This is a genomic window from Paenibacillus profundus (assembly GCF_021369635.1).
Classification (GTDB): Bacteria; Bacillota; Bacilli; order Paenibacillales; family Paenibacillaceae; genus Paenibacillus_B; species Paenibacillus_B profundus.
In genome coordinates this window covers 1-13,251 of sequence record NZ_JAJNBZ010000064.1, presented here as the reverse complement: position 1 = coordinate 13,251, position 13,251 = coordinate 1, and the positions used below count along the sequence as shown (strand labels likewise).

12 protein-coding genes and 4 pseudogenes are annotated in these 13,251 nt (G+C 37.3%); 10 read left to right on the top strand and 6 right to left on the bottom strand.

What is annotated here, in order from left to right:
• The first annotated feature begins 78 nt into the window (after nucleotides 1-78).
• Nucleotides 79-630, top strand: coding sequence for a GNAT family N-acetyltransferase (locus tag LQV63_RS30580; protein WP_233699545.1), 552 nt, complete (start codon nucleotides 79-81; stop codon nucleotides 628-630).
• A gap of 48 nt (nucleotides 631-678) precedes the next feature.
• Nucleotides 679-1,235 (top strand): annotated as a pseudogene (locus LQV63_RS30575) (metallophosphoesterase family protein).
• A 238-nt stretch (nucleotides 1,236-1,473) separates the two neighbouring features.
• Here LQV63_RS30575 and LQV63_RS30570 read toward each other — a convergent pair.
• From LQV63_RS30570 to LQV63_RS30555, 4 genes are all read right to left on the bottom strand, one after another.
• Nucleotides 1,474-2,352, bottom strand: a complete 879-nt coding sequence (locus tag LQV63_RS30570; RefSeq protein ID WP_233699542.1) for a phosphotransferase enzyme family protein — start codon at nucleotides 2,350-2,352, stop codon at nucleotides 1,474-1,476.
• Between the two features lie 349 nt (nucleotides 2,353-2,701).
• Nucleotides 2,702-2,968, bottom strand: a complete 267-nt coding sequence (locus tag LQV63_RS30565) for a CD3324 family protein (RefSeq protein WP_233699541.1) — start codon at nucleotides 2,966-2,968, stop codon at nucleotides 2,702-2,704.
• A gap of 270 nt (nucleotides 2,969-3,238) precedes the next feature.
• Complete coding sequence (locus LQV63_RS30560; protein ID WP_233699540.1) at nucleotides 3,239-3,397, bottom strand: hypothetical protein; 159 nt, start codon at nucleotides 3,395-3,397, stop codon at nucleotides 3,239-3,241.
• 49 nt (nucleotides 3,398-3,446) lie between these two features.
• Nucleotides 3,447-3,611, bottom strand: a complete 165-nt coding sequence (locus tag LQV63_RS30555) for a hypothetical protein (RefSeq protein WP_233699546.1) — start codon at nucleotides 3,609-3,611, stop codon at nucleotides 3,447-3,449.
• 1,007 nt (nucleotides 3,612-4,618) lie between these two features.
• Between LQV63_RS30555 and LQV63_RS32300 the strand changes: the two genes are divergently transcribed.
• From LQV63_RS32300 to LQV63_RS32290, 3 genes and pseudogenes are all read left to right on the top strand, one after another.
• Nucleotides 4,619-4,801: a helix-turn-helix domain-containing protein gene (locus LQV63_RS32300; protein WP_407672997.1), complete on the top strand. Its 183-nt coding sequence runs from the start codon at nucleotides 4,619-4,621 to the stop codon at nucleotides 4,799-4,801.
• Between the two features lie 106 nt (nucleotides 4,802-4,907).
• Complete coding sequence (locus LQV63_RS32295; protein WP_407672996.1) at nucleotides 4,908-5,282, top strand: transposase; 375 nt, start codon at nucleotides 4,908-4,910, stop codon at nucleotides 5,280-5,282.
• 590 nt (nucleotides 5,283-5,872) lie between these two features.
• Nucleotides 5,873-5,968, top strand: a pseudogene (locus LQV63_RS32290) (hypothetical protein); the annotation flags it as partial.
• 485 nt (nucleotides 5,969-6,453) lie between these two features.
• On the opposite strand, the pseudogene LQV63_RS30545 reads toward LQV63_RS32290, so the two are convergent.
• Nucleotides 6,454-6,621 (bottom strand): annotated as a pseudogene (locus tag LQV63_RS30545) (transposase); the annotation flags it as partial.
• A gap of 12 nt (nucleotides 6,622-6,633) precedes the next feature.
• A complete protein-coding gene (locus LQV63_RS30540) occupies nucleotides 6,634-6,777 on the bottom strand; it encodes a transposase (protein WP_233699539.1) in 144 nt (47 codons plus the stop codon).
• Nucleotides 6,778-7,109: 332 nt separating this feature from the next.
• Between LQV63_RS30540 and yfmF the strand changes: the two genes are divergently transcribed.
• The 5 genes and pseudogenes from yfmF to LQV63_RS30520 all read left to right on the top strand — a co-directional run bounded on the left by yfmF (nucleotide 7,110) and on the right by LQV63_RS30520 (nucleotide 13,201).
• Nucleotides 7,110-8,384 (top strand): EF-P 5-aminopentanol modification-associated protein YfmF, encoded by a 1,275-nt coding sequence (gene yfmF, locus LQV63_RS30535; RefSeq protein WP_233699538.1) that lies wholly within the window; start codon nucleotides 7,110-7,112, stop codon nucleotides 8,382-8,384.
• Nucleotides 8,385-8,389: 5 nt separating this feature from the next.
• Nucleotides 8,390-9,673 (top strand): EF-P 5-aminopentanol modification-associated protein YfmH, encoded by a 1,284-nt coding sequence (yfmH, locus tag LQV63_RS30530; protein ID WP_233699537.1) that lies wholly within the window; start codon nucleotides 8,390-8,392, stop codon nucleotides 9,671-9,673.
• Nucleotides 9,674-10,301: 628 nt separating this feature from the next.
• Nucleotides 10,302-12,908, top strand: a complete 2,607-nt coding sequence (gene lanKC / locus LQV63_RS30525; protein WP_233699536.1) for a class III lanthionine synthetase LanKC — start codon at nucleotides 10,302-10,304, stop codon at nucleotides 12,906-12,908.
• 28 nt (nucleotides 12,909-12,936) lie between these two features.
• Nucleotides 12,937-13,029: pseudogene (locus LQV63_RS32285) on the top strand (class III lanthipeptide); the annotation flags it as partial.
• Between the two features lie 34 nt (nucleotides 13,030-13,063).
• The gene (locus LQV63_RS30520; RefSeq protein ID WP_233699535.1) at nucleotides 13,064-13,201 is read left to right on the top strand and encodes a class III lanthipeptide; all 138 of its coding nucleotides are present in this window, start codon (nucleotides 13,064-13,066) and stop codon (nucleotides 13,199-13,201) included.
• Nucleotides 13,202-13,251: the final 50 nt, after the last annotated feature.

The following is a 13,251-nucleotide window of genomic DNA, read 5'->3' as shown; positions in this document are numbered from 1 at the left end:
GTTGAGCACTTCTCTCTGCACTTCACCCAGATTTGGAATTATGCAAAATGCTCAACTAATAAAAAAGGTGGGAATAAAATGGTTTATGACAACATAAATAAAACGATTACTACTGAGAGACTATTTTTAAGGTTATTTGAAGAATCGGATGCTGAAACTGTTACCAAACTATGTAATAACTACAATATATATAAAAGCACACTCACACTACCATATCCATATACAATTGATTGTGCTTTGTCATGGATAGAACATCATATTTATAACTTTAATGCTGATAAGTCATATGAATTTGCTATTTGTGATAGGCAAACAGGGACTCTATATGGTGCGATAGCATTAACTAATAATCAACGTTTTGAAAATGGTGAAATAGCTTATTGGATTGGTGAAGAGTTTTGGGGAAATGGATATGCGACAGAAGCTTCCAAAGCAATATTAGACTTTGCTTTTAATGTGAAAAAATATCATAAAGTATATGCGCGACACTTTGCCTCTAATCCAGCATCCGGACGAATTATACAAAAAATAGGCATGATAAAAGAAGGTGTATTGATTGATCATGTAAAGAAAGAAAATCAATATGAGCATCTTATCTACTATGGAGTTGTAAAAAATAAGCTTGGGTAGGAACATCGTAGATGCGGGTTCGTTATCTGTAATTACGGCGAGACTTTTATGGGGGTTACACATGGAGTTATTAGTAGTGGTGATGTGCATGGTTGTTTTCATACTTTTACTAAATTAATTAATGAGCATTGGAATAGCGGTAAACTGATCTTAGTGCAACTTGGTGATTTATCGGACAGAGGGAAGTTCTCTCCTGAGACAATTTTATATGCGATCGAATTACAAAAAACAATCCCGATAAAGTTTACTTTCTTAAAGGAAATCATGAGTTTGAAGTTATTGTGCATGTAGAAGAAGGAAATGAGAATTGGTTAAAACAATGTGGACAAGAGACATTAAAACAATTTGAAAGAAAATCATTAGATCTAGTTAACTATATTTCTTGGTTGAAATCGCTACCTCTATACTATGAAACAGACTATGCCTTTATTAGTCATGCAGGTATTTCTTCGACAGCAGAAAACCCATTTGAAGAATCTCATCCAGAAAGTGTCTTGTGGAATAGGGGACAACTAAAGAATATTGGTAAATTGCAGGTTATCGGGCATACTCCTTGTAAATCAGGTAGGGCGGAATTTGATAGTGAAAGCAATACTTTTGAATAGATACAGGGGCATATCTGCCTAAAGGGCTTACAGCCGTAAAAATGAATGATGAAGGTAAAGTAGATGAAATCATATTTGTACCAACGCTATCTATTGATGTAACAGGTTGAAAAGATATTCTTAGTTCATAGTAGATTCAAAGAAGGCAGTAACTACGTATCGGATAAGATACTCAAATATAGAGTGCCAGAGCTGCGAGGCAGGTCATAGCGCTGCATTGGCAGCTCTTTTTCATTCCTTACTCAGGAGTAGCGGCAGCAGAACAGTCCATGCTCACAGGCTCAATTCTCCGAAATAAAAACGATGATTGTTGTAAAAACTCTCGCAAATACGCCAATGCGAACGGTTGTTCGGATATGAGATTGATCGTCTCTTCCGGGTTGGAAGCATGATGACAGCCGTTCTCGATCATGAACATGACGAAAAAGCATTCTACATCCCGAACGTAGTCCAGAGGCAACTTTCTCACGCTCTCATACCCTTCAATAAAATGTTCTCGCTGCTTCGGGCCAAGCTCTAATAAAGCCCCTGCCATATCATAGAGGTAATAGCCATATCCACATCGTCCGAAATCAATCGGACAAGGCTCATTTCCGTTAAATACGATGTTCCCGGAATGTAAATCCGCATGGATCAGACCATAGATATCCTCATTCTTCTCCATAACGGAGATATGCGAAATGATTTTTTCTGCGGCAGCTTGGTATATGCTCCATGCTTGTTCGGATAAAAAACGATAATAATAACGCTCCAGCTTCTTCATCTCACCTGTAAAGCTATCCACCCCCCATCCCGGACGAGTAAAGCCGGGAGGCAGCGTAATCCTGGCTGCTGACTCATGAAGACGTCCCATCATCGCCCCCATTCGATAAATGCGGTTGTCCGTCATTTCACTAGCGTGTTCCCCTGCCACCCAGCGCATTAACGTTACATAGGGCCGGCGGTATCCCGCTTCCGTATCGATTGCCATGACATAGGAGCCATCCTTGCTCGCTACCCCTTCCGGAACGATCAGTCCTTCGGATTGAGTCAGAGCCTGTAGCAGCGCAAGCTCTGAGCATATTTCTTCTTTACCGCAGCGATCCGAATGAATGCGAAGCAAATAGCGCTGCTTCATGCTCGTCTCGATCTGATACGTAATCGTATCCGATAACTGAATGAACTGTATTCGTTCCCATTCGATGTCATACCGCTGCAGTGCGGTGAGAGCTACATTTCTGCTCGCGCTAACAGTAATCTTCTCTCTTCATCCGTGTCATATTGAAAGAAATCTAACATTTGTCCCAAACCCCTATTTTGAGCATTTTTTATAACCTCTCGTCATCAGGTTTCATACCCAATCATGTCTTACGCCTATTGGTCTTATTGTAAATAGAGGCATACAATTTGGATAGGGAATAGATAATTAAAAACAAACATTACAAAAAAGCTGCACCAGATGATGCTCTGATGCAGCCTAACAACCTCTATGATTTTGTATATACGATCTTTTTGATGCTTTCCTGCGACAGGCAGTACTTTTCCACAAGATCATCAATCGTTGAACCTTCTTCGAATTGATTGCGGATATCCGTGTTTCTCCGGTTCAACAGCTGTCTGCTGCCTGTATTCTCGCCCCACTTCTTATGCAGCGACTTGGGTGTGGGGATATACACCAATCCGCCTTGGATATATTTCTGTATTTCCCTGATTAATGCCTCCGGGAAAACATGATCTGCGTTCACGTATTTCATCTTCGCTCTGCTCCTTATATAAATACTGATGAAGGAAGCAAAGTCCAAGCTATCAGCAGCAGCAGCATAAGATGCGATGTCTGGGCGGTAGCGAATTCTCCAGCTCTATGCAAACAACCGCCATTGTTCATAGTTCAGACTTTGCATAGAGCATCCGGTAAACCTTCCTCGATAATTCATGAGTTCCTCCTTCTTCTAGGTCACATGATTACTTCGAGCTATACTTCTTCGTCCTATACTTCTTCGTCGCCTCTCATATTCCTTCTTTCTCTAATAAAGACGCCTCCCATCTTCAAAACACCGCTTCATCGCTTCTAAAAGCATCTCAGCCAATGTTGGATATACAAATGTAGCATTACTGTACGGAACCAGCAACTTGTAGGTGAGTAGCTGCTGCGCTCGACTGACCTGCATGATCGTAAAATCCACCTGTGCTTCTCCCGGTGGGTGCTCCAACCGTTCGTAGGTTTTAGCGTGTTCAAGCTATTTCGTTTTTTCGCTTCTGGACATTGGCCAAAACGGTTCGTTGTCCGCCTGTAAACTGGTGTTCATCTCTCAGCCGCTGGTAGATCCGTATGCCGGTATGCCGCTGTTTCCGGGGAAGCAGGCGAACTTCTTCCAGCCATGTGTCCACGATCTCCATATATGGCCCCATAACTGGCCTTTTACGCTTTCTTTTACCTATCGATTCGTTCCAGTTGGATGATCTGTGTACTTCTTCGCGGTTCTCCAGTGAATGCCCATCTGTCTGGCGAGGTCACGGATCGAGCACCCTTCTGCTTCGCGTAAAAATCTGATACAGTGTTGTTGAGGCATTTTCAGCATCCTTCCCGTCTCCTCTGTTAAGTTCTCAGCAAACCTAACGATAGGAGGAATTTAAGGGGCTGACAAGTGCCTTTTTTGCATCTAACTTCAGCATTTTTACGCTGCAATTCTAGGCATTTTTAGTATGCAATAAACACGTCCCAGTCTAAGATAAGAGCTATCTAAGGCTGGGGCGTTAATGAATAAAAGAACAAAACACGATTGGTCCGATAAAGAAAAGAGACCGAAGTCTACTAAAATATTGTGGTATGTAACTCGTTGAAGTGATTAGGGTTCCAAACACTTGTAAATATTTTTTACTTTCTAGAATGGTTTGTATTGTAGAGCACCCTCATAGAGTATGTTGGGAGGTAGTCAAGTAAGGATTCTCATAATAGGCCTATTTAATAAGAATCTATCATAAGTGATTATGGCATCAAGAGGTATTATTTCAGAAACACTATATGCTTAATTTGAATTATTTCGTAATCAAACATCACTTTTCCAATTAATAAGCTACCAATACAAATAATGGTATGATAAAATATAATCAGCAGGTAAAAAATGAAAGTAATTATACCTGGTTGTGAATTATACATATATCAGGAAAATAGGGGGTCGCTTAACCAAGCTGTTTGATCTGGATGGTAAGTTTCGAAAGTAAAACCATATGTTACCATATAAGTTGAACTTAAGTTTAAGAAAACTATGGTAAGGATTACGCCTGCTTGTCGAATAAGATGAAAAACCTATTCGGATAGGCAGGGATTAAGATGAATCATCAATTGGCATTAAATGAAGTGAGCCTAGCTATGAGGCAAGCAAAGGAACGGTGAAAAGCTACATCTGAAGCAAACCATCATCTATTTAGTCCCGCATGAGGTTGGCTTCACGGCACGTCATAACTGGACACTTGAAATTATTGCTGCTTTTATTGAACGCGAGTTCGGTCATCGCTACTCCGTGCGAGGCGTCTCTAAAATGATGCATCGCCAAGGACTGAGTTACAGGAAACCGACGTTACATTAGCAGCAGCGGACCCAGAGAAGCAGCGTCAGTTTTCAGAACACACCTTTCCCGACTTAAAAAACTCTTGAACGGTGAAATCGATCACTTACTGTTTGAAGATGAATCCATGATTCGAGACGATCAGGCTATTCAGAAAACATGGTTTCTTCGCGGAAAACAGCGCGTGATCCGAACCACCGGCAAGTATCGGGGCGTGAAACTGCTGGCTACAGTTGACTATGCAGCAGGTCAGATCATTTGGGAGGAAGACGAGCACTACACCGTCGAGACTTTTTTGAGTTTTGTTCAAAAGGTGATCTCAAAGTATCCAGGCGGTAAAATTGTCATGGTGTTAGATAACGCCCGTATTCATCATGCGAAGCTGTTGCAGCCCTTTTTGGAAGAAATGAACGAACGACTTGAGCTGGTTTTTCTGCTGCCTTATAGCCCACAACTCAACATCGTCGAAGGACTCTCTGGAAATGGCTTAAATCCGATGTGATTAACAACGTGTTCTATCACACGGTAGACGACATCCGCAAGAACGTTCGTGCCTTCATGGATCATATTATGCTCGATTCTATTAAAATCATTGATCGGCTCTGCGTTCGGATGGAATCGGTACAATTCGTAACTCATTAATTCAACTACTAAAGGAAGATTTAGAATCAACAAAAAAGATGATGTAACTGATGTATTACAAACATTGGATAATAGAAATCGCCTATTGTCTTACCTTTCTGGGAGATCTATTGGAATTGCTATTTCAATTTGGTTTTTAAATCATGTGAGTGGACAAGATCTTTATAGAGAAGAGATGGATGCGATTTTAAAATTAATATCTTTTTAATTGAGATGAATGGTTATTATGTATATCCAGGACAATTTTCTTTTAGATTAGCCGATGATGTTTATACAGGGAGTTCAGGAATAATTTTAGCATTAATGGGGGTAGTCAAAGATAATCCACTGTTACCATTGATCAATACGGATGAATCTCTAGAAAGAACAAAGGCCAAGGTTCTAGTAGGAGTAACTAGTGAGCAAGTGTAATTAAATGTTTAGCTTGTAAAATGAGTCCATGACACTGATGGTAAAGGCCAAGCGGAGGATGCAACAGTCACAGTAACAACGAATCAAGCAACTATTTGGTCGCTAGCAAGTAATAACTGCCGCAAATGTGCATAAGTTGAAAGCCGAATTTATTCTTGATCAAACCAAGTAACATTACTAAATAATTCTGGGGTGCTTAGTTGAGTGGAGTTCAGCAAAGCACCCAGAATTAATTCATTATCATAAAAAAAATCAAGAGAGGTGATAAATATCGAAAGAAATAGCCAAAAACCCAGAGCCATTTGAGGAGGGCACACAAGAAATCTGGCTTGATCCAGATAGAGCTGATCTTGTTTTGAAGTCTCACTTTGACGAGAATATGTAGTAGGGAGAGCAGTTTTATTGATGAAACTATTGATTTTATTAATAGCCTTGCACCAGTAGAGAAATATAGGCTCTTCGCTCTACTGGACGGGGAACTGCCTTTCAAGGAGATTGATAGATTGAAAATCGGACAAGGGAATTGGTACAGATGCGAGCGATGCGTGGCTCCATGCTGTCACCAGTTCTTTTTTCGTATTGAGGACCAGTGGGTAAAAGCTAAGGTGACCTGATGGGCTTCAAGCACTGGCATACGAAGCTTGTTGGCCGTCATATACACCATGGCGACTAAGTTTGCAATATTGCGATATCCGCGTGCCCAGCGTTTCCTTTTGCTCTGCGATTCGGACATCGTCTACTGCTTCATTTACCATCTTCATGACATGAAATTTATCAAACGTAATCTCGGCTTTTGGAAATTAATCTTCAATGTCACGAATATACGCCGGAGACATGTCGCAACAGATCTCCTCGATCTGATCGGCATCAGCACCTCTGAGGGCAAGCAACTCCTTGAATCGCTTCAACGTATCCATTCCTTTGCCATCAGTCGCATGGCCCATGCATCAAAACAGACCTCATCCCATGAACTATAACGAAGAGGCTAAAGAAAAGAGACCGAAGTCTAATAAACTATTGTGATATGTAACTCGTTGAAGTGATTATGGCATCATGAGGTATTATTACAGAAATACGATATGCTTAATTTGAATTATTTCGTATTAATAAGCTTCCAGTACAAATAATGGTATGATAAAATATAATAACACAGGTAGAAAATGAAAGTAATTATACCTAGTTGTGAATTATACACATATCAGAAAAAGAGGGATTTACTTCAAATTTTTTTATCAAAAATCTTAACAATAATTTCTAATTAAGGGGGATATAGGAGATGGATGAGATAGCTATTCGTTCGAGTGAACAAAACGGGTTGCACCTTCATCTTTGCAATACAGATAAATTTAAGACAATAAGTATAATGTTGACGATGAAGTCACCTCTTCAAAAAGATTTAATTACTGCAAGGGCATTAATTCCCCATATTCTGAATGGAGGTTCAAAAAATTATCCAAACCATAAGCTAATAAAACAAAAGCTTGATGAGATGTACGGTGCAACTCTTTCCCCAGATATAAAAAAAGATGGAGACGATCATATTATATCTTTTACAATGGAGATCCCTGCAGCTCAATATCTTAATGTAACTAATGCGTTACTGAAATCAGCTTTGGATTTATTACACGACATTGTTTACAGTCCCGTTCTTGAAAATGGTGTATTTCATTCTTCAATCGTCGAACAAGAAAAACGCTCCTTAAAGCAACGACTTGCCTCAATGTATAATGAGAAAATGTTATATGCTAGTGTTCGTTTGATAGAAGAGATGTTTGAAGGTGAACCGTATCAGCTTCCTGCATATGGTAGCGAGAAAGATATTGATTCCCTTAATGATTTATCCATTTATCAAATCTATGAAGATCTGCTTCAAAACGATCGGTTTGATTTATACATTGTTGGTGCTTTTGATGAGGATGAGGTTAAATTAATGGTCCATGACGTTTTTTCTGAACAGCATAATAACAAACCTGTAAATACCATTTCTCCAGCTAGAAAAGATAGAAATGGTATTAAGATTATTCAAGATAAACAGGACGTTAATCAAGGAAGGCTTCTTTTGGGTTATAGAACTTATTCGACAATACAAGATGAGGATTTTCAAGCTACAAGGTTGGCAAACGCGATTTTTGGCAGATATCCATCTTCCAAATTATTTATTAATGTGCGCGAAAAGAAAAGCCTTGCTTATTTTGTATTTTCCCAACTAGAGAGCAATAAAGGGTTGTTATTAACGATGGCCGGGATTGATTTTGATAATTATGAACGTGCAGTTGAAATTATAAGAGAACAAGAGTACGCAATGAAAGAAGGTAACTTTACTGAGGATGAAGTTGAACAAGGTAAAGCAATGTTAATTAACCTATTACTTGAAGCATATGATACTCCTCTAGGAATTATAGATATATCCATCGAAGCGGTTGATAGCGGGTTTTCAAGTAACATAGTTGATCAGATAAACAGAATAAATAGGGTATCCAAAAGCGATGTCATTCGCGCTGCCAACAAATGGGAACTTGATACAATCTACTTTTTAAATAGAAAGGAGTAAATAATATGGAGTCAATGGTCTATAAAAGAGTACAAGAGACAATATATTATGAAAAGCTCACCAATGGTCTTGAAGTTTTCATACTTCCTAAGAAAGGCTTTCATAAAACATTTGCCACATTCACAACAAAGTATGGTTCAGTAGATAATAAATTTTCAACTCCAGGAAATAATTGTGCCACTCAAGTTCCAGATGGAATAGCACATTTTTTAGAGCATAAAATGTTTGAAAGTGAGAAGGTTGATGTTTTTCATACATTTGCAAAACAAGGAGCTTTTGTTAATGCATTTACTAGTTTTACTCGCACGGCTTATACATTTTCAGCAACATCTAACATAAATAACAATCTGACGGCCCTTCTAGACTTTGTTCAAGAACCATATTTTACGGATGAAAACGTAGAAAAGGAGAAAGGGATCATTGAACAGGAAATAAAAATGTACCAGGATAGTCCCGACTGGCGTGCTCGATTTGGAATCTTAGAAAATATGTATAAGAGTCATCCAGTGAAAGTTGATATAGCCGGAACAATAACTTCTATCAATCAAATCACTAAGGAGGATTTATTCACTTGCTATAATACTTTTTATCACCCTAATAATATGTTACTTTTTGTTATTGGGCCTGTAGTTCCCGAAGAAGTAATAAGGCTTATCCGAAACAATCAGAACCAAAAAACATTTCGAGAACCAACAGAAATTCATCGAATATACCCTGAAGAAGAAGCAAAAGTGAACAGAAGGTCAAGTATTATGAAGCTGCCAGTAGAAACACCTAAAGTGTTAATAGGATATAAAGAATCTAACCCTAAAAGACAAGGTCAAGACATGCTTAAATATGAGCTATCTCTAAATGTTTTACTAGAACTAATGTTTGGTAATAGCTCTGAAGCGTACGAAAAGATGTATAACAATGGTTATTTAGATGAGACATTTACTTTTGATTATACAAATGAACAGGGCTTTGGTTTTTCGGTAATTGGTGGAAACAGCCAAGAGCCCGAAAAACTCATAAACATTGTAGATGAAACGATTGTTGGTTTTAAGAAGAAATCAATAAAGAAAGAGGACGTACAACGTGTAATTAAGAAAGAGATGGGTAACTTCTTAAGAGCCATTAATTCGTCTCAATTTATCGCCAATCAATTTACACGTTATCGCTTTAATAAGATGGACCTATTTGAAATTTTGCCAACACTTGAAAATCTAATCGAAAAAGAGCTTGAGGAAGTACTCCATCAACACTTTTCTGACATATCCAGAACAACATTAATTGTAAAAGGGGATTAAATTTAATTTCTGCTAAATTTTTTATATAATACAACACTGGAGAGATCAGTACTCTATTACTAAAAATAAAAATAAAGTATTAATAACTAAAATAATCAGAAAGCATTGACACAGTCATCTCCAAATGTTACTATAAATTTGATATTGTTGTTATTGTCAATAATTAACATTTTTTCTTACACCATACTTCTAGCTCCGACAGGCTACTACATTCGTAAGAGAAAAGTGGCAGAGTGTAGATTTTATCCCCTTTTAGATGCACAATTACAAGCTTAAATCTAATCAGCAGCTTTTTTGTGACAGCCAATCATCTCCAATAGTCAATCATAATAATCACATTCACTCCTGTCTCAATCACTAGATTTAACTTCCATAATAAACCATGTTAGTAGGTTTATAATAACCGAGATAGGACACACCCATGTTGCTTCCCTTATTCCAGACTAGGTAGTATTACATTATAAAAATTTCCAAAAGCAAAAAAAGAGATTCCTGATATCACTATTTCAAATCCTTTTATTGGCATATTACCTGAAGAAAATGTAAGGGAATGTTGCGGAAAATAGGCAATTTTTCCCTAGACATATGGAATATACATAGAGAAAGAATAAAAAATGGGGGGATATGTATGGAAGGAAATATGCTTTATCATCAGTACATGAAACCGGATTCAGAATATTACGAAAAAATGAGCGCGATAGAAGAGGCATATGAAGTGAATGAGATTCCTGATACATATGATGTTATTTCAGACAGTGACTCCGTTTGGAAGCACTATCATTTCAAGGGATTAACACTACCAGAACAGGGATGGAAAATTCATGTAACTGCGACATTTAAAGATTCACAGAGTGTACTAGAAAAGGTTGCTCGGTTATGTATAGATAGGAAAATTGAGTTCAAGCACCTTAAGGATAGAAACAGTTTTATTGAGATGAATTCGAAAAATGCTAATCGTGCTTCTTCTGGGAAATTTATAACAATTTACCCTATTAATAATGAAAGCTTTGTTGAATTGTTAGAATTGATTTCTTCAACAATTCAGGATTTTCAAAAAGGACCTTATATTCTTAATGATAAGAGATGGAAAAATAGTAATGTATTCTATAGATATGGAGGATTTAAAAATATAATTAATGAACATGGCGAACATTGCATTAGAGATGAGCAAGGAAATCTAATTAAGGATCAAAGAACTCCTTTTTACCAGGTTCCTGACTTTGTAAAGGATTTCGATGATTATCTGAATACCATTAATAATGACTTGGAAACTAAAGTGGAAGGCAATTTAGAGAATTATGAGATTGAAACTGCACTTACCTATAGTAATGCTGGTGGGGTATACCGTGCGACTCGAAAGAAAGATAATATGAAAGTGATTATCAAGGAGGCCAGACCAAATGCTGGTTTAGATGGGGCAGGTCAAGATGCCTTAGCTAGGCAAAAAATTGAATATGATGCTTTAAAAAAACTTAAAGATGTACCCGGTGTTGTTAATTTGATTGAGTATTTCCAAGAATGGGAACATTACTTTTTAGTAGAGGAATTCATAGAAGGGCAAGACTTAAGGCAATGGATTGCCCGAACTTTTCCATTCGTTAAAGACAGTGAACTTATAAGGGATCACGCTAAAAACGTTAAAAAGATACTGTTACAACTTTTCCCGCTTATAGATCATATGCATCAAAATGGAGTGGCTATGGGTGATTTGCAACCATCAAATGTAATGGTAACCGAGGACTTAACCGTTAGGATAATAGATTTTGAAACTGCTATGCCTGTAAACTCTGAAGACAACCCTAGTATGGCTACGACTGGATTTGTTTCGCGAGAAATGAAAGTTAGTGGTGCAAGAGATTGGTTCGGATTAAAGAAAATTGTAATGTTTTTGGTGCTTCCAGTCCTTTCCTCAGAAGATTTAGAGGGGTATCTACAATCTAACCATCATAATTGGATAAAAGAAAACTATGGAGATTCATTTTATCGTTTCATTGTAGATTTACAAGAAAAATGCAATAAGAGAATAAATGATTATCAACAGTATACGCCTAAAGAAATTAACCTTAGTGATCAGTCAAGTGACTTTAACATCTCGTCTATTATTTATAAGTTAATAAAAGGAATCGAAAATAATTTAACTAATGATGAAAGGTTCATTAACGGTGACATTCGTCAGTTCATGATGAGCGGGGGAAAATTTAACTTTTTAACTGGAGGAAGTGGCACAGCTTTTACACTTACTAAAAAACAATCTAAAACTGTAGAAGTAGATAAATGGATTCAAAGTTTTTTATTAGACAATTTAGCTCGAATTGAAGACAATGGATTATTGACTGGAAAGACAGGAATATTGGCTTTGCTTTATGAAAAAGGTTATAAAGAAGTTGTCTTAAATGAAGTGAGGGTTTTAAAAGATAATATTAATGAAACTAATATTTCTTTACGCTCTGGTCTTTCAGGGATAGGTTTATTCGTAATTAGTTTATACCTAGAAACAGAAAACAAGGAATATTTACAATTTGCAATAGAAATAGAAGAATTAATTGAATTTAACAGAGTTAAAGGTGAACCGTTAAGAGTTAATGACTGGATGGCGGTTGATATAGGTGCAATTGATGGATTATCTGGGGTATCGCTGTTTTATTCAGCACTTTATTCAGCGACCAATAATAAGAAGTATCTAGAAAAGGCTGAGTTATTACTAAAGGAAGATTTAGAATCAACAAAAAAAGATGATGTAAGTGGTGTATTACAAACATTGGATAAGAGAAATCGCCTATTGCCTTATCTTTCTGGAGGATCTATTGGAATTGCTATTTCAATTTGGTTTTTAAATCATGTCAGTGGACAAGACCTTTATAGAGAAGAGATGGATGCGGTTTTAAAATTATCAAAGATTTGTTGTACAATTAGTGGAAGCTTATTTGATGGCGCAGGTAGTTTTCTTTTAATCCCTTCTATGATGGAACATGGTAAAAATCGCGAGGAAATTGTTAGTGAGGTATTGAAGTTACTTAATCTCTTTTTAATTGAGAAGAATGGTTATTATGTATACCCAGGACAATTTTCTTTTAGATTAGCCGATGATGTTTATACAGGGAGTTCAGGAATAATTTTAGCATTAATGGGGGTAGTCAAAGATAATCCACTCTATTGGTTACCATTGATTAATTCGGATGAATTTCTAGAAAGAACAAAGGCCAAGGCTCTAGTAGTCACTAGTGAACAAGGGTGATTAGCTTGCAAAATAAGCGCATAACACTGATGGTAAAGGCCAAGCGGAGGATGCAACAGTCACAACAATAATAACGACTCTAGCAACTATTTGGTCGACACCAAGTATTCGGTGCTGCTAAATGAAAGCCAAATTATTTAAAGGAGGTGAAAAAAATGAACGCCGTATTGGAATTACAAAAATTAGCTTATGATACAGCTGGTAAAGGTCAAGCAGCGGATGTAATACCCACAATAACAACGATTACAAATACTAGGTGGTCGCTAACAAGTAATTTTTTGTGCCGCCAATGAAAGCCAAATTATTTAAAGGAGGTGAAAAAAATGAACGCCGTATTGGAATT

What these genes read in the sequence shown, in the direction of transcription:
- LQV63_RS30580 (WP_233699545.1), top strand. Translation starts at nt 79, where the DNA reads ATGGTTTATGACAACATAAATAAAACGATTACTACTGAGAGACTATTT.
- LQV63_RS30570 (WP_233699542.1), bottom strand. Translation starts at nt 2,352, where the DNA reads ATGAAGCAGCGCTATTTGCTTCGCATTCATTCGGATCGCTGCGGTAAA.
- LQV63_RS30565 (WP_233699541.1), bottom strand. Translation starts at nt 2,968, where the DNA reads ATGAAATACGTGAACGCAGATCATGTTTTCCCGGAGGCATTAATCAGG.
- LQV63_RS30555 (WP_233699546.1), bottom strand. Translation starts at nt 3,611, where the DNA reads ATGGAGATCGTGGACACATGGCTGGAAGAAGTTCGCCTGCTTCCCCGG.
- LQV63_RS32295 (WP_407672996.1), top strand. Translation starts at nt 4,908, where the DNA reads ATGATTCGAGACGATCAGGCTATTCAGAAAACATGGTTTCTTCGCGGA.
- LQV63_RS30540 (WP_233699539.1), bottom strand. Translation starts at nt 6,777, where the DNA reads ATGGGCCATGCGACTGATGGCAAAGGAATGGATACGTTGAAGCGATTC.
- yfmF (WP_233699538.1), top strand. Translation starts at nt 7,110, where the DNA reads ATGGATGAGATAGCTATTCGTTCGAGTGAACAAAACGGGTTGCACCTT.
- yfmH (WP_233699537.1), top strand. Translation starts at nt 8,390, where the DNA reads ATGGAGTCAATGGTCTATAAAAGAGTACAAGAGACAATATATTATGAA.
- lanKC (WP_233699536.1), top strand. Translation starts at nt 10,302, where the DNA reads ATGGAAGGAAATATGCTTTATCATCAGTACATGAAACCGGATTCAGAA.
- LQV63_RS30520 (WP_233699535.1), top strand. Translation starts at nt 13,064, where the DNA reads ATGAACGCCGTATTGGAATTACAAAAATTAGCTTATGATACAGCTGGT.